This is a genomic window from Oceanococcus sp. HetDA_MAG_MS8 (assembly GCA_019192445.1).
GTDB lineage: Bacteria > Pseudomonadota > Gammaproteobacteria > Nevskiales > Oceanococcaceae > MS8.
In genome coordinates this window covers 189,038-204,471 of sequence record JAHCMK010000002.1, presented here as the reverse complement: position 1 = coordinate 204,471, position 15,434 = coordinate 189,038, and the positions used below count along the sequence as shown (strand labels likewise).

General features: G+C 54.1%; 11 protein-coding genes. 5 read left to right on the top strand and 6 right to left on the bottom strand.

The features are described from left to right. Positions 1–14 precede the first annotated feature (14 nt). From rfbB to rfbD, 4 genes are read left to right on the top strand one after another with little or no spacing between them, the layout of a single operon-like run. Positions 15–1,085, top strand: coding sequence for a dTDP-glucose 4,6-dehydratase (gene rfbB, locus KI787_03745; GenBank protein ID MBV6629047.1), 1,071 nt, complete (start codon positions 15–17; stop codon positions 1,083–1,085). Beyond that, on the top strand, positions 1,082–1,960 hold the full coding sequence (rfbA, locus tag KI787_03740) for a glucose-1-phosphate thymidylyltransferase RfbA (GenBank protein MBV6629046.1): 879 nt from the start codon (positions 1,082–1,084) through the stop codon (positions 1,958–1,960). The genes rfbB and rfbA overlap by 4 nt, the downstream gene beginning before the upstream one ends. After that, positions 1,957–2,523 carry a dTDP-4-dehydrorhamnose 3,5-epimerase gene (gene rfbC, locus KI787_03735; GenBank protein MBV6629045.1) on the top strand — a complete coding sequence of 189 codons (567 nt, stop codon included), beginning with the start codon at positions 1,957–1,959 and terminating at the stop codon, positions 2,521–2,523. The genes rfbA and rfbC overlap by 4 nt, the downstream gene beginning before the upstream one ends. Continuing rightward, positions 2,520–3,404, top strand: a complete 885-nt coding sequence (rfbD, locus tag KI787_03730; GenBank protein ID MBV6629044.1) for a dTDP-4-dehydrorhamnose reductase — start codon at positions 2,520–2,522, stop codon at positions 3,402–3,404. Before rfbC ends, rfbD begins: the two co-directional genes overlap by 4 nt. A gap of 241 nt (positions 3,405–3,645) precedes the next feature. On the opposite strand, the gene KI787_03725 is transcribed toward rfbD, so the two are convergent. The 4 genes from KI787_03725 to KI787_03710 all read right to left on the bottom strand — a co-directional run bounded on the left by KI787_03725 (position 3,646) and on the right by KI787_03710 (position 6,828). Then, entirely contained in the window at positions 3,646–4,158 is a 513-nt protein-coding gene (locus KI787_03725) for a hypothetical protein (GenBank protein ID MBV6629043.1), read from the bottom strand. Then, a protein-coding gene (locus tag KI787_03720) for an IS3 family transposase (protein MBV6629042.1) occupies positions 4,155–5,242 on the bottom strand; the annotation gives its coding sequence in 2 pieces (ribosomal slippage) (positions 4,155–4,987 and positions 4,987–5,242; 1,089 coding nt in all). Before KI787_03720 ends, KI787_03725 begins: the two co-directional genes overlap by 4 nt. 165 nt (positions 5,243–5,407) lie before the next feature. Then, on the bottom strand, positions 5,408–6,268 hold the full coding sequence (locus KI787_03715) for a sulfatase-like hydrolase/transferase (GenBank protein MBV6629041.1): 861 nt from the start codon (positions 6,266–6,268) through the stop codon (positions 5,408–5,410). Further along, positions 6,268–6,828 carry a sulfatase-like hydrolase/transferase gene (locus KI787_03710; GenBank protein ID MBV6629040.1) on the bottom strand — a complete coding sequence of 187 codons (561 nt, stop codon included), beginning with the start codon at positions 6,826–6,828 and terminating at the stop codon, positions 6,268–6,270. Before KI787_03710 ends, KI787_03715 begins: the two co-directional genes overlap by 1 nt. Before the next feature lie 295 nt (positions 6,829–7,123). On the opposite strand from KI787_03710, the gene KI787_03705 reads away from it, so the two are divergent. Then, entirely contained in the window at positions 7,124–8,143 is a 1,020-nt protein-coding gene (locus KI787_03705; protein ID MBV6629039.1) for a hypothetical protein, read from the top strand. 332 nt (positions 8,144–8,475) lie between these two features. Here KI787_03705 and KI787_03700 read toward each other — a convergent pair whose 3' ends face one another. Both KI787_03700 and KI787_03695 read right to left on the bottom strand, forming a co-directional pair. Next, positions 8,476–9,273, bottom strand: coding sequence for a sulfotransferase (locus KI787_03700; protein MBV6629038.1), 798 nt, complete (start codon positions 9,271–9,273; stop codon positions 8,476–8,478). Between the two features lie 8 nt (positions 9,274–9,281). Then, entirely contained in the window at positions 9,282–15,419 is a 6,138-nt protein-coding gene (locus KI787_03695) for a glycosyltransferase (GenBank protein MBV6629037.1), read from the bottom strand. Between the last annotated feature and the right edge of the window lie 15 nt (positions 15,420–15,434).

The window sequence follows — 15,434 nt, the reverse complement described above, 5'->3', positions numbered from 1 at the left end:
GTAAAATTTCAAAGATGAACATTCTTATTACCGGCGGCGCAGGATTTATTGGCTCAGCCGTCATCCGTGAATTGCTGGCTCACTCTGAGCATGCCGTCATTAACGTCGATAAGCTGACCTACGCTGCTTGCCCCGAGGCCGTAGAACCTTTGGCGACCCAAGCCGGAGAGCGGTACTGCTTTGTGCAGGCGGACATTTGCGACGGGCAAGCTGTGCAGCAAATATTGGCCAGGTACCGGCCCGATGCCATCATGCACTTAGCGGCTGAGTCGCATGTGGACCGCTCCATTGATGGGCCCGCAGCGTTCATTCATACCAATGTGCTGGGAACGTACACCCTACTGGAAGCAACGCGGGCCTACTGGCAGAGCATGCCGGAAGATCATCGTCGTGCCTTTCGCTTTCATCACATCAGCACCGACGAGGTTTATGGCACCTTGGGAGCCGAGGGGCTGTTCCGTGAAGATACGCCTTACGCTCCGAATTCACCCTACTCGGCTTCGAAGGCGGGCTCCGATCACTTGGTCCGCGCCTGGCACCACACCTATGGGCTGCCAGTAGTGATGACCAATTGCTCCAACAATTATGGGCCTTGGCAATTTCCAGAGAAGCTCATTCCCGTGGTCATCTTGAAAGCCTTGGCTGGAGAAGACATCCCGGTCTACGGTAGCGGGGAGAATGTGCGTGATTGGCTGCATGTGGATGATCACGCTCGGGCCTTGCTCCGCGTGTTAGAGCAGGGTGCGCTGGGAGAAAGCTACAACATTGGTGGTCATAACGAATGGACCAACATTGAGGTGGTGCGCGAAATTTGCGCCCAACTGGATGCGCTGCGGCCCGCAGCGACACCCTATGCTGAACAAATCCGCTTTGTAACTGACCGTCCGGGTCACGATGCTCGCTACGCTATTGATGCCGGAAAAATTCAGCGCGATTTGGGCTGGACGCCGCAGGAAACCTTCGAAACAGGCCTGCGGCGCACGGTGCAATGGTACTTGGACCATTTGGAGTGGTGCCGCGGTGTTCAGCATAGAGGTGCGGCCGATAAGCGCATGGGCTTGACAGCCTCCGGGGCATCGGCATGAAGGGCATCATTCTCGCTGGTGGTTCCGGCACCCGCTTGTATCCAGCAACGCAGGCGGTTTCCAAGCAGCTGCTACCCGTATATGACAAACCTATGATTTATTACCCGCTATGCACACTGATGCTAGCGGGCATACGCGAAATTTTGATCATCTCCACGCCGCTGGACACACCGCGCTTTGAAGCCTTATTAGGCGATGGCGCTCAGTGGGGGCTGTCGCTACGTTATGCAGTGCAGCCGAGTCCAGACGGTTTGGCGCAAGCCTTCTTGATAGGCGAAGACTTTATTGATGGCGATAGCTGCGCTCTGATTCTGGGCGATAACCTGTTCTTCGGCCATGACCTAGCCGACTCCCTAGAGCGGGCTGCAGCTCAAGAGCAAGGCGCCACCGTGTTTGCTTACGCAGTGCACGATCCTGAGCGCTACGGCGTGGTGGAATTCGACAAAACCGGAACCGTACTCGGTATCGAAGAAAAGCCGATAAAGCCCAAGTCCCGTTATGCTGTCACCGGGCTGTATTTTTACGACCAGCAGGTGGTGGAGCAGGCCAAGGCCGTCAAGCCCTCCGCGCGTGGTGAGCTGGAAATCACCGACCTCAACAAACGCTATTTGGATGCGGGGCAATTGCGGGTGGAAACCATGGGGCGGGGGACCGCCTGGCTGGACACCGGTACCCACGATTCATTGTTAGAGGCGGGCATGTTTATACACACCCTAGAGAAGCGCCAAGGCTTGAAGATCGCCAGCCCCGAGGAAGTGGCTTTTCGTTGCGGTTTTATCTCGGCGGCGGCTTTGCGTGACCTCGCTCGTCCCCTCGTGAAGAGCGGCTACGGCGAATACCTACTGCGTATTGCAGAAGAGGAGGGTGGAGCATGAAAGTGACTTCATTAGCCATCCCAGAGGTTTTGTTAATTGAGCCGCAGGTGTTTGGCGATGACCGTGGCTGGTTCATGGAGGCCTTCAATGCGCAGCGCTTTGCCGAAGCCACCGGTTGCAGCAAGTCATTCCTGCAAGACAACCAGTCTTTATCTGCACACGGCGTTCTGCGCGGGTTGCACTACCAAATTGGTGCCCATCCGCAGGATAAATTGGTGCGGGTGCTCAGCGGCGAGATCTTTGATGTGGCCGTAGACATTCGAAGAGGCTCTCCCACCTTCGGACAATGGGTAGGCGCTACCCTGTCGGCCCAGAACAAGCATCAGCTGTGGGTGCCGGTTGGCTTTGCCCATGGTTTCGTCGTCACTAGTGAGTCAGCTGAGGTGCTGTACAAGGTTACGGCACCGTATGACAAAACCGGTGAGCGCAGCATCCGCTGGAATGACCCGAGTTTGGGCATAGACTGGCCGATGAGTGGCGTCCCATCTCTGTCGCCCAAAGATACTGAGGCGCCAAGCCTGGAACAGGCGGACATTTTTACAGCGGGAAGCTGGGAGTCATGACGGATACCCAAAGAGTGCTCGTCACTGGGTCGGATGGTCAGCTCGGGCAAGCTCTACTACAGCATGCTCCATCGGGTTGGGTAGTACATGGGTTTAACCGACAACAACTCGATATTACTGACGCTGCCCAAATCGTCGCGGTGGTGAAGGACTTCGTCCCCACCGCTATCATCAATGCGGCGGCCTACACCGCCGTTGACAGAGCCGAATCAGAGCCTGGGTTGGCGCACGCTATCAACGCCCTCGGGGCGGAGAACATGGCCAAGGCCGCAGTAGAGTGTGGAGCAAGGATTATTCAAATCTCCACCGATTTCGTTTTCGATGGACAGCGCTCCACGCCATATCCTCCAGATGCGCCGACTAATCCCTTAAGCGTCTACGGGAGCGCCAAGTGCGAAGGCGAAGAGCGAGTCCGTACTGCCGCAGGCAATTTGGCGACCGTATTGCGTACCGCTTGGGTGTATGGACCTGTCGGCCACAACTTCTTGCTGACGATGGTGCGCCTATTGCAAGCTCGTAAAGAGCTGAGTGTGGTGAGCGACCAAGTGGGTACACCAACCAGTACCCGCAGTATCGCTCGAGCCGTTTTTTATTTGCTTAGCGAAGGGTTAGGACATGGCGAGACTCTGCACTACACTGACGCCGGCGTGGCGTCGTGGTATGACTTCGCAAGCGTGATTCGCGCGGCACTCCTCGACCAAGGTCGCGAAAAAGTAGCCAGCATTCAACCTATCCCCACCAGCGGCTATCCCACGCCTGCCGCCCGGCCCTCTTTCAGCGTGCTCGCCGGCTCTAAAGTCATTCGCATTCCGCAGCCACACTGGCTGGAGGAAGCACGTAGTCATTTGCAGGATAATAATAGTGCTGTAAATTCGGACTAATCGGCTTATATCACCCAACGATAGGTTTGTCGGAAGCTTTCGCGGTATGCGTGGGCAACCTATGCATACTATCGAAAGCTTCGGTGTCAAACACACAACGAGTTAGTAGAGATTTCAGCAATTAGAGTACCCTGCACCGGAGTCAGGTTTTCTGAGCGCGCACAAGCTCCCGAGGGCTGCGTAAGGCCCGTTTTCGAATCCATGTTCGCAACGAACTTCGGGACGGGGTTCGCCTCTTTCTTTACGGACACGTCAAATAAGCCCGACCACAGGCGTAAGGAGTATTTTTTGGCGGGATTAGGTAGGACCGCAGTGGAGATGCCCTGCTCCTCACAAACGCCAGCTGCTCTCCGTTGGAGTAGTAGTAGCCCGCATCGGCACTATCGGACTGGACCTGCTCCACCATGGGCTGTAGCCACAGGTTGTCCGCTCCGTCTGTGATGACATCGTGATGAACGATCATGCCGGTCTCAACATCCACGGCGCTTTGTACGTGGAAGCCCAGCACCATGCCTCCTCGCCCTGAGCGCATCATGTGCGCCGATTTTTCGGTGGCGCAGACCTGCTTGCGCCCCGACACCGTCATGCGCTGCTGGAGTTCTTCCAGGTTGTGTTGGCGATCCTGCAGGCGAGCCACGCCATTCTGTACGGCATGCGGATCGGTTTCTGAGCCGGCTTCCTCGCCGTCTGCGTTATCCATCCCGGTCAGGTGGTAATCCCCCCGTTTGTAGCTGGGTTTTCGTGTAGAACTCAAGCGGCCTGGCCGAGACGCATGATGAGTGTGATGCCGCCCAGAGCCATAGTGGGTCTTTGGTGATTGTAGGACCAGAGCCAACGTGTTGAGTGCTCCTGGACCTCTGTGAGATTTGAGAACAGATATTGACCGAGACAGTCATAGCGGACGGTTCGGTTGTAGTGTTCGATATATGCATTCTGTTGGGGTTTGCCGGGCTGGGTGTGGCTGAGCGTGATGCCCTGCTGTTCAGCCCAGTCACGCAAGGCATGACCAGCGAGCTCGGGTCCATTATCTGCTCGAATCTCGCAAGGCTTACCCCGCCACTCAATGATGTTCTCCAAGGCCCTGATAACCCGCGCTGCGGGCAGTGAGAAGTCGACTTCGATTCCTAGCCCCTCGCGGTTGAAGTCATCGATGACATTGAACAGCCTGTACGCACGGCCGTCTTCCAGACTGTCATGCATGAAGTCGATGCTCCAAACCTGGTTGATCGCCGTCGGCACCGATAAGGGCTCCGGCTTCTCACGGACAATCCGCTTACGCGGCTTGATCCGCAGATTGAGCTCCAGTTCTCGATAAATGCGGTACACGCGCTTGTGGTTCCAGCGAAACCCCTTCACGTTGCGCAGATACAAGAAGCACAGACCGAAGCCCCAGTTACGCTGGTTGTGCGTCAGGCGAATGAGCCAATCCGCGATCTCTGCGTTCTCATCGGACAGCTTGGCCTCGTAGCGGTAGCAGGTCTGGCTCACCGAAAAGGCTTCGCAGGCAACGCGGATGCTCGCCTTGCTACGGGAAACGACGGATCGGGCCATCTCGCGGCGGCGTGACGGCCTTACCACTTTCCCTCAAGGGCCTCCTTGCGGAGCTCGGACTTGAGCCGCTCCTCGGCATACATCTTCTTCAGCCGGCGGTTCTCATCCTCTAGCTCCTTCATGCGCTTCATCATCGACGCGTCCATACCGCCGAACTTGCTGCGCCACTTGTAGAGGGTCGCTGTACTCATCCCGTGCTCACGGCACAGCTCTGGAACGGGCGTTCCTGCCTCCGCGTGCTTGAGGATGCTGATGATCTGACTGTCACTGAATCGGGACTTGCGCATAGAAACTCTCCTGCTCATAGGTTACGAGAATTTTCTACCCACAGACCCCGCTACTTTTTGGGGGGATTACCGCTCCAACCGAGATTTAGGAATGGGTCGGGTGGGCCAATCAGCGATGAAATGGTTCAATGATCCCAAACAACGGGTAAAGTGGACAACTAAAGCTCATATCTTAGGGTCGTGAATTTTCTCAATTTCTGCCGCCAGCGACTTTTTCAGTCGATTCAGAACTTGTACATGAGCCTCGCTGCTCGACAGGTCGACCTGCTCCAATGGATCTGACTGTAGGTCAAATAATTCAAACTCTGGCGGTTCAGCGAAGCGCGCAAACGCTTGACCTGCTAGGGTCGTCTCCCACGGTTCTTGGACTGCGTCAAAGTAAACACGATCGCCGTCGATCGCAACCGATGGGGCTGCTTGATCAAACTTGAGATTGTGGATCAACTTGTACTGTTGGTCTCGAATTGCACGACGCGGGAAGTGTGGGCTGCGGCCATGGTACTCCCACTCAGAATACAGGTAGTCGTGAATCTGAATGTCAGGGTTGCTTATAACAGGCAGCAAAGAGACACCATGTATCGGAGACGGAATATCGATACCGAGTGCCTGTAAGATTGTCGGGTATATGTCTACCGTGGAAACCATACTCGCGGCGACCTGACCATAGGTCTGCCCAGTTAGGCGAAGCAGTAGTGGCACCCGAAGGCCAAACTCATAGTTGGTTGTTTTGCCTCTTGCAAAAGGCGGCCCGTGGTCTCCAACGAAAATTAGTAGTGTTTCAGACTCAATACCATATTCGTCAAGCGCGTCGATAAGCAACCCAACGCCGTAGTCAAGCCTCTTGACCGCATTGAGATATCCGGCAGTTCTCGTCCTCTGGACGGGGGTATCAATGCCCTGTTCTGCAAAGAGAGTATCCTTGCTCGGTTGCAACAGATCTTCTGGCAAATCGTCGACTCGGTCGGGGAACCCCATGCGTCCGGTTTGCGGATTCCTCATCGCATGCGGATCAAAGAAGCTCACCATCAAGAAGAACGGCTCGTCACCATATGTGGCCAAAAGCGGCGAGCTGCCTCTGCAACGTCACGCACTCTCTGAGGCTGCGATAGACCTTGTTTGAAATCAAACTTAAACGCCTCTGATGGTGAAACATGCAGCTTGCCAATAATTCCGGTGCGCAGTCCGGCATCGTGTAACAGGTTCGGGAGTAATCGCGTGTGGTACTCCGGGGATACGCTAAATCCATGATTCGCCAAGCCGATCTGACCATTGATAGAGGGGAAAAGCCCTGTCATTAGACTGCTGCGAGAGGAGCTACACGACGACTGGGTGACGTGTGCAACTGGGAACCGTAACGATTCAGAGGAAAGCAGGTCTAGTTGGGGTGTCGCGATCCGTGTCTCACCATAGGCACCCATGAATGGGCCATAATCGTCTGCAGTCAATAGCACTACGTTACGAGCCAGAGGAAGCTGCGACATGCTGTCGTCAACCTGAGTAATGTTTGTAGGCTCGGTGTTACCACCACAGCCCGCCGCCGCAACGAAAGCGACAGTAGCCAACGGCTTCAATAAATGCTCAACCAATGCCACGTCTCCAGAAACAGTCATACGCACCAGTAGCGAGTACCTTTTTTCATGTGACCATACAGCATAATGCGTCTGGTGAGTTGCTACTTACTACTCAAAACTTGCAGTTCTTCCTTAGGCGACTTATATCCTTACTTTCAAAGGTATATACATCATGCGAAGAGCAGAACTGAGCTAGAGAAAAATATTTATATTAGCCGGCTTGAGAAAAGTATTAATCTTCTTCATTCAAAAGCGAAAAATCACACTTCTGAGCAAGTGGCGTACTTAAGAAAAATATGAGGGATGAGTTTTGTTGCACACCTTAGGTCTCACCAGACGAAAAAATTCATCAGAAGGGGTAGGAACATTAATCCTCCACATCGGCGGAGGTAAAACCGGGTCTTCTTTCCTGCAAAGTAAGCTTGCCCAAAATTCCGAACTTTTAAAACATCACGGTGTTCTCTATAAATCTGGTCCCGAGTTGAATCGGGCGCTGTCTGGTCAGGTGACCTCAGGCAACGGAGCCTGGCTCTCTGATTATCTTTGTCATGATGAGAAATCTAGAGAGAGCTCGAAGGCGCTCGACCTACTACTTGATCAAGCTTCCAAGCCGTTTGAAGATGTAGTTTTGTCTTCAGAGAAACTGCAACATTTCTCCCCAAATAGAATGTTTGCGCTACACGATAAGCTAAAAAAGGAAGGGCGCAAACTTCATGTCGTATACTTTACAAGATCTGTAGCCGGGCGCGCCTATTCCGCATACAGACAGCGAGTAAAGAGACATCTTGAAAAACGAGAGTTTTCCACATGGCTCAAACGTTACAAGCATAACTGCATTGCAATTACGGAAAAGCTGGAGTCCTCGCTACCTAAAGAGTCTTTCTCAATAAGGAACTATGACTACCATCGAACGAGTATGTTTGGTTTCTTCTGCTCGGAGTTCTTGCGCATAGATCAGGTCACAAAAGACCAAGGCACGGAAGAGCAATTAGTTAACAGATCCCTTAATCATGCCGAAACAGAAATAATGCGTACCTTAAATGGGTATGTTAGGGACGAAAAAGTCGCGACAACACTTGGGCATGCGCTCATCGCGTCGGAGAGCATTGGGGGTGAGCCGTCCATTCAAATGAAGGATGTCAAATACCTCGAGTCTCAGTTCTCCGAAAAAATTGCCATTGTGAATCGTTATCTACCCGATGAAGAAAAAGCATCGGTTGTTGGACCGAACGACCTAGTATCAGAAGATAAAGTAGGCAGCTCTTTAACCGAGATAGACATCCACCAGCTCCGTCTCATTGCAGCAATTGCCAATTACCGGGTGTCCTGATTTTTAGATGACGTACAACATCTTTCGCAAATTCTGAGGGGTGGCGGCCCTGATCTGCTTCAATAGTGATTGCTGAAGTCAACCGTTGAGTAGAGGAGAACCACCAACAGTCGCGAAGAGTAACCGTAAGCTTCCCCGTGGAGCAAACAGCGATTTAGTAGAGATTCGGGCTGCTTGTCGCGCCCTCAGTTCGTCGTGGCGTATGGGTGTAAGAAAAGGCGCAAGCTTCTGTTCCTTTTGCCCACTTCAGCACATAGAAACAGCATACATTCTTCTATTCTATTTGTCGTCCTCTGCCACATACCAAACCCATCGTGGAGAGTTGTTTCTCTTCACCTAGTGGCGAGCGATTTTCTCCAGAGGTCTCTGCGTAATTGCCAGGTGGCAAAAAGTTGGCGCATGTCACTTCCGAGCATGCGGCGGACCCTTATCTCATCTTCCTCAGAAATCAACCCAGTCTTATGAGTGTATTCAGCTGACTCATTATGTGCCTTGTAAGTGGCAGCGGAGTTGGGAGCGCATATGTCTAGAAAATGACAAATGCGTTGCATCTCAGCCTGAGGCTCTTTAGTGAGCGCTTCGAACTGCAGAACTAAAAACTGCTCTTTCGGGAAATACTTTAAATACTGCGTAAGCTGAAAGTGGTAGCAGCTTGTGCGGACGGCAGCCTTGCCCTCATGGGTTTGCAGGAACGCCTCAAAACTTCCCTCATAGGTGCCTCGAGTTTGGAGGTGACGGTAGTTTGAGAGGACACGCTCCACCGGGTCGCGCATGATGTAAATCAGCTTCATATCCGCGTGCGCTGACGCCATCCGCTTTGGGATGTTGAATTTTTGAGACCGCATTCCAATGGTGTAATACGTAGAGGCATCGCCGAACCAACGCTCTCCCTGATAACCCTGGAGCATCCGCTCTCTGAGCAGCTGTTCGCGTGACTCTATAGGCTGCCCCATTCGTTCCCAGAAGATTTTCGCTCTGTCGTCGCCTAAGTAGTAGCCTGGTTCCTTAACCGGGCTTGCCATGAAGATATCGGGGTGGACCTTCAGGTAGTGGTAAAGACTGGTCGTGCCGGACTTTTGGGCTCCGAGGATGACCAAATTGGGTTCAGGAAGGTTGTGTGAGGGGGGCATTACGGTTGTTAATTGGGTTGGCGTTTTCTAAGCAAAGCCACGTCCGCGGTGGAGAACTGGACCACCGCGCTGCGGTAACAAATGGGCTCCAGAGCCTCCAGGCGAGGGTGGTCGAGTAGAGCTTTGAGGTTGGAGGAGTTCCCAGAGTTGGAATCGCCCGAGAGGATACAAAGCTGTCCCGACGGTTTCAGCGTTCGGATGAGTTCATCGATAACTTTCTGCCGCGTGTTTTTGGGCGAGAGTAGGCTCGACTCTATGGCAATGAACTCCAAGCGCTCACTCGCTGTATCCAAACCCTTACTAGCGATCTGCTTGCGCGCGTCTTCCAGGGACAGTTGTTGACCTTGGAAGGATGGAGTCCAGTATGGCTCTAAGCAGCGATTGTCTCCAACCCACAGTGCTGGGAGACGTCGATAGCTCAAGGTACTTTCCGCAAGATAGCGATACAAGCTGCGATGTCCGGGTGTGGATCCACATGCCGGGCAGCCCTGGTTATGGTCAAACTCCGGACCAGCCCAATTGCAGACATTGCAGAATTTCGTGGCGTTGTCTGCGATTTTCTGCAACAGGGGCAAGTCTTTTAACGTCGGCGGGTGGATAACCTTGACGGTTTCATCAACCCTGGACCAAAAGTCGGGCCGCGTTTTATTGAACAGGGCCAGCAAACCCGGCACGGAGCCAAGCTCCCAACCACAGCTTTCCACATAGTAGCTGTACTCAACATCGGTATAGCTATGTGGGACATCTTCGCTAAACCCGCCGATCTCATTGACCATGTCGCGTCGCATGGCGAATAAGCCGCCTTGCACATGGAAAAACTCACGCTCAGGGTTCTGTTCAGCAAATTCCGGGTTCCGAAACTTTGCAAAGAGTGGAACGCCGGACGCCATATCTTTGCCATGCAGGTAAGTTGGGCTATAGCCTAGGCTTCCAATAAGGCCTGCCTTCGGTTTGCTCTGGAACTGCTCCAACACTTCAGTTTCCCAGCCTTCGGCGAGACAAAAACCTTCCCGTCCGCAGAAGTACACCACAGCCTGCGCTTGGCCGACGCTCATCGCGGCGTTGGTTCCGGGGCCCACGTAGCTGTTCTCGTCGCGAAATATGATGCTGACGTTGTCATTGTTCAGCTGTAGAGCACTCAGCCACTGCAGCACATCGGGTTGGCTGGCGTTATCACAGATGCTGAGGTGAAACGGAGTTTTTGTGTAGCGAAATATGCGGGATACAACCTCGCGCAGCTCTTCAAGATTATTCCAACTCACAATCACAAGATCGATGGGCTGGTCCTCCCACACGCGCTGCAGCACATCGACTGTGCGAGACACATTATGGCGTTTTTCCACTTTTGCGCGCGCAGCTGCGGCGAGTGCTTTGCGCTCCGCTGGGCCTGCATTGACTGCTCGTCGAATGGCTTGGGCAAGGCTCTGCGGGTCTCCTGATTCAGCGACATAGGCTGTGACGCCATCGATGGCCACCGAGGGAATACTGGCGATGTTGGTGGTGACAACCGGCACGCCGAGCGCCATTGCTTCGATGACCGATGTGGGGATTCCGTCCATATCCCCGGTGTCAGTTCGGACTGAAGGGGCTATGAAAGCATCATGGGACTGTATGGCGTCGGCGACGGCATCGGCACCTCGTAGCGCCCCGCGAAAATGAATGTTGTGACATCCAATATCTGCTGCAGCGGCCTTGAGCAACTCTTCTTGTTCTCCGTATCCGTACAGGTGAATCGCTATGTCATCGTCCAAGAGCAAAGGCGCTGCTTGGATGAGAATGTCTAAGCCTTTCTTTGCAGTGAAGCGATGGACTGCGACAACCGAGCGCGTCACGGCTCGCTGGCTGCGGTCCTTGAAAGCAAAGGGCGAAAAATCGACGGCGTTGGGGTTGATAAGAAGTTTGTTCGGTGGGACTCCTCTGCGGGTGAGGTACGCATGGTGGAAGTCGCCCAGCACGCAAATCTTCAAACACAGCGGGTCTGCTGCAATCTCCGCGATGCGATTGCGTTTGTCATTCTCGTACTTAAAAATGTCTTGAGCGTGAGCAATGAAGGTAAATGGTAGTCCGGCCTTCTGGCAGGCGGGCCACACCATATCGGTCACCGTGGGATACACGAAGTGCGCATGTACATGCTGGCGACCGGTTTCGATGAGTTTGTCGGCCAATTCTTCGGCGTTGGCAACGCGTTCCCAAGAGATGGGGAAGTCAGGCTCAAAGTCTTTATGCGGAATTTGTCGGCAGTAGACCAACACGTCTACACCGCGCTGTACGAGCTCACGCAGCTCATTGAGCACAAAGGTTTCCGATGGCACGGGGAAGTGCCAGCAGAAGTAGGCCAGCCGTTCGACTGCGCGCGGCTTGAAATGCTGGGCTGAATATCTGGGGGAAACAGCGTAGGTGTCGGTTCTACCGCGTGCATCTTGGCGGGGCGGCAGCCGCTGCAGCATGGTGTCGTAGGCTTGTTGCAAAGCGGCTTGCCCATGCTCTCGACCAAATCGTGGCACGACGTAATCGCGTGCGCTTTCGCCAGCTGCAACCATGGAGTCGCGGTCCGCTTCCCACCTTTGGAGTATGGCAATAGCGTCGTGCCAATGGCCCACAGGCAGCGCATACCCTGTGCGCCCGTTATCAATCAGTGTTTTAGGCGCTCCAAGGTCATACACAATGACCGGTCTACGGGCTGCTTGGGCTTCAACAACCGTGCGGCCGAATGATTCGGCGAAGTGAGAGAAATTCACGACCACGTTAACCAGCTTCAAAGCGTCGATGGGGTTGGCGATGTAACCGCAGAACTCGAGGTTCTGGCTCAGTTCACCTGCTTTTTGTCGCTGGACTAGCTTCTGGGTGTGCTCATTCAGTGGGCCAATTAAGCGAAACCGCATCTTGGGGTTGAGTTGGCTGCAGGACTTTGCCAGCTGAGCGAAATCCTCGATGCCTTTTTTGGGCAGGTTACTGCTCAGCATCCCCACATAAATTGCTCCACTGTCACAGTCATTGCTCAGGTCCAAGGCTGCCATGTCAAAGGTGTTGGGGACTGTGAAGGTGGAGTCAGTTTTGAAGAATTCCTTGGCGGTAACCTCAGAGTTGGCAATAATCGCATCAGTGTGACTCTGCACTTCATCAAGTGCCGCATCGCTGCTACTTGCCAGCATCTCCGTCATCCAACGATCGTTCCGCAACGACTCCCGCACATGCGTGAGGCGTGGCAAGCCTAATCGTGCCGCTGCTAACAGAGGTTCGCGAACAACAATGGTGTTGACATGCACAAGTCGAACTCTATGCTCGACCATTAACGCCATAATTTGCGCAACGGATGATTTGTTGGCTTCAGTGCCTTGCCGGTTGTAGCGGTAGGGAACCGTCGCAACGCCCACACAGTGGTCGAGCAAAAGCTGGATGTACTCGGGGTTGGGTTTTGGCAAGAGCACCAAAGCTTGGTAAGCAGTGTCCCGCAGTAAATGCAGGATCTCTAAGAAGCTGCGTTCCCCGCCATAGAGCTCCGAGTTCGCCGCGTGCGCACACACGAGCACCGTCTGCTTACTGGGGTCGAGTTCAAGGTTGCCGGGCGTATATGAGTAGTTTGCGGCTAGGTTTGGCGCGGGGTCTGGAATGTGTGGCCGTGATGTGGCTTCGCGCCCTTGGTTGGCCCGCGCGAGGGAGCGATCACGAGCGGATGTTTTGCGTCCTTCGAGCTGCCCATGGCAAAGAAAGTGCCAAAGAGGATGAATCTCTGCCTTCGCCACGTCAGGGTATCGTTTGAGGTACCACAGCGAATCAAAGAAAGGGCTCGGGGAAAACCCTAAGTCACTACCAACAAGCAAATAGTGTTTAAGCGCATTGGTGTCCTCATCAATACGGTAATGGTCTCGGTACCAGCGCGGATTAATCAGGCCATGCGGCTCGCGTTCCTCATGCATGCCATGCGCCACATAGTGCGTCCAGGGGTTGAGGCCTGCAGACCGGATGTCCGAGTGTTTTTCTGCATAGTACGCATCATCAAAGAGCGGGCTCGCACGACGGCCTTCTTCAATCCCAAATGTAAGGTAGTGAACCAGGGGGTTCTGCTCTGACTCCCTCACGTCTGGGTTGTTCTTCAGGTACCAGCTTGTCGCAAATACAGGATGGGGGTCTCGACCCTCACGCCAGCCGATTAACAGCCAGTGCAGCAGGGCTGCGTCTTCGGACAGGCTTTGCGGCAGATCATGATACTGACCATACCAATCGCCATCGAAAGCAGAGGCGCGCACGATCACTTTCGCCTGAGCAAGTAGAGATTTGCGCAGGGCTTGTGTGAGTTCCAGCCCAAACGCTGACCGTTGCAACAAGCGTCTGCCCAGGCGGGCCAGCATAGTGACCTTATGCGCGGTGGATTGAGGCTTGGAAGAGCGCACAGACTGATGAAGCTTTGCCAGACTCACTGCGCCGGCGGTATGCCGCCGCGCTCGGTGCAGCAAACGGGCTTCCGCATTCTTATGGTCTAAGCTCTGTGCTAGAACTTTCAGGCGCTGCTGTGAAGACTCCAGTTTGCTCTCCAGCTCGGTGTTTTGCGTCCGGCTTTTTTCAAGTGCCGCTTCAAATTCGGCGACGCGTTTACGAAGCGCGGCCTCAGCATCGATAAGCCGTTTTTCAGTTGCGCGGCTTTGCTGTTTGAAAAGTTCGGTCTGCTCTTCTAAGTGATCCAAGCGCTGTTGTAATTGCTCCTGCTGCTGTTGAGCGGCGCAAAGTCGCTGCGAGGCGTCATCCCAGTGATTCACCAGCCAGTTTGTTGCCTGAGTTATTTGGGCGTCGGGCTCATTGAACGCAGGCGGAGTGACTTCGTTTCTCTGCGCAGCGTGGGCAAGCTGCGCCAACGCCGCATGAATATCTTGTTCAGCTTTCTTCAGTCTGTGCTGCGTGTCTGCGTGTTTCTTTCGCCAATCCTGTAGTTCTAGTGAGCGCTGTTGGGCAAGAGTTTCGAGTTGGCTGACTTTCGCTATACGGCTGGTCAGTTTGTCTTGCAGGTTTGCCGCTGAGGATCGCAAGTCGCTCTCAATGGTCTCGCGGGTACGCTGTGCCTCATTAAGCCGTTGCTCGAGTTTGTGAATTTCGCGTTGTCGCTCCTGAGCCAAAGTCTCAAGCTGGCTAACTTTGGCGATGCGGTTTTCGAGCTTTTCTTGGAGCTCTCGCTTGTCCGTGAGCAGACTTTGTTTAAGTGCAAGCTCTTGGGCCAGCGTCTTGTTTTGCTGATTCAGTCGCGCGGCCTGCCGATCTATTTGGCGATAACGCGATGCTTGAGCGGGTTCCCTAATGGCGCTGAGCTCCGTCCATATCAGGTCGAGCTCATTTCGCTGATCGGTCGTGAAAGGCTTGACGGCAAGTTCGCTCACAATGTCCCAAGTGCGCATAACCAGGGCTGCAATGTCTGCGCGAACAGGATCGAGATCCGTGGATTGATGGTGTCTCGCGGAGGGTTTGAGGAAACCGTCAATGGCCTTTGCTGCGTCCTCGTCGGCCTGCAGTAACCCTTCAGGGGCAGACTCACTAATCTGAGCGATAGCCGACCGCCAGTCCGCGAGGAGATCATCGTATTTTACGAAGCTTCTTGAAGTGGCATCACGGCTGTGGCGCTCTGCTGCGAGGGTGTGCTCTAGCCACAGCAAGCAACCCTCTTCTAGCGAATAGCCATCTCGGGAATGGATTGATGCGGCCACTTCTCGCGGATGACGCAGCGCGATAATGCAAATGACCTCGAAAGACCTTCGTTCTAAAGCTGTTCGCCAGATAGGATAAGTGCGGCTTACGCGCGGATCCTTGAGTACGATGGAGTCTGCGTGGCCGAACTCTTCCACCAACACTTGTGCTGCTTTGGAGGTCCATTCCTCGCGCTGTTGACCAGCCATAGGTAGGCGCAGGCTTGTCCAGTCATCCCAAGAAGAGCCGCATTCGCGCAGAAGAGCATCATTGAGCTCCTTTACTCGCTCAGACTCCCAAAAGCCCAGGTCATTGTTGCCCTGGACGGGTGGCATCAGCTGGCTCGGTAGTTGAGCACCAAGCAAAGACAGCACCCGGGTAAGCGCAGATGTTCCGCTACGGTGCATGCCGAGTATGACCAATGCGACGCGATCAGCGTCTATGGGGGAGTTCTTCCCAACAGTATTTGCTGCCATATATTTCGCGCGATG

Excerpts from the sequence above, each read along its gene's own strand:
- rfbB (MBV6629047.1), top strand. The coding sequence starts at position 15 with ATGAACATTCTTATTACCGGCGGCGCAGGATTTATTGGCTCAGCCGTC.
- rfbA (MBV6629046.1), top strand. The coding sequence starts at position 1,082 with ATGAAGGGCATCATTCTCGCTGGTGGTTCCGGCACCCGCTTGTATCCA.
- rfbC (MBV6629045.1), top strand. The coding sequence starts at position 1,957 with ATGAAAGTGACTTCATTAGCCATCCCAGAGGTTTTGTTAATTGAGCCG.
- rfbD (MBV6629044.1), top strand. The coding sequence starts at position 2,520 with ATGACGGATACCCAAAGAGTGCTCGTCACTGGGTCGGATGGTCAGCTC.
- KI787_03715 (MBV6629041.1), bottom strand. The coding sequence starts at position 6,268 with ATGGTGAGCTTCTTTGATCCGCATGCGATGAGGAATCCGCAAACCGGA.
- KI787_03700 (MBV6629038.1), bottom strand. The coding sequence starts at position 9,273 with ATGCCCCCCTCACACAACCTTCCTGAACCCAATTTGGTCATCCTCGGA.
- KI787_03695 (MBV6629037.1), bottom strand. The coding sequence starts at position 15,419 with ATGGCAGCAAATACTGTTGGGAAGAACTCCCCCATAGACGCTGATCGC.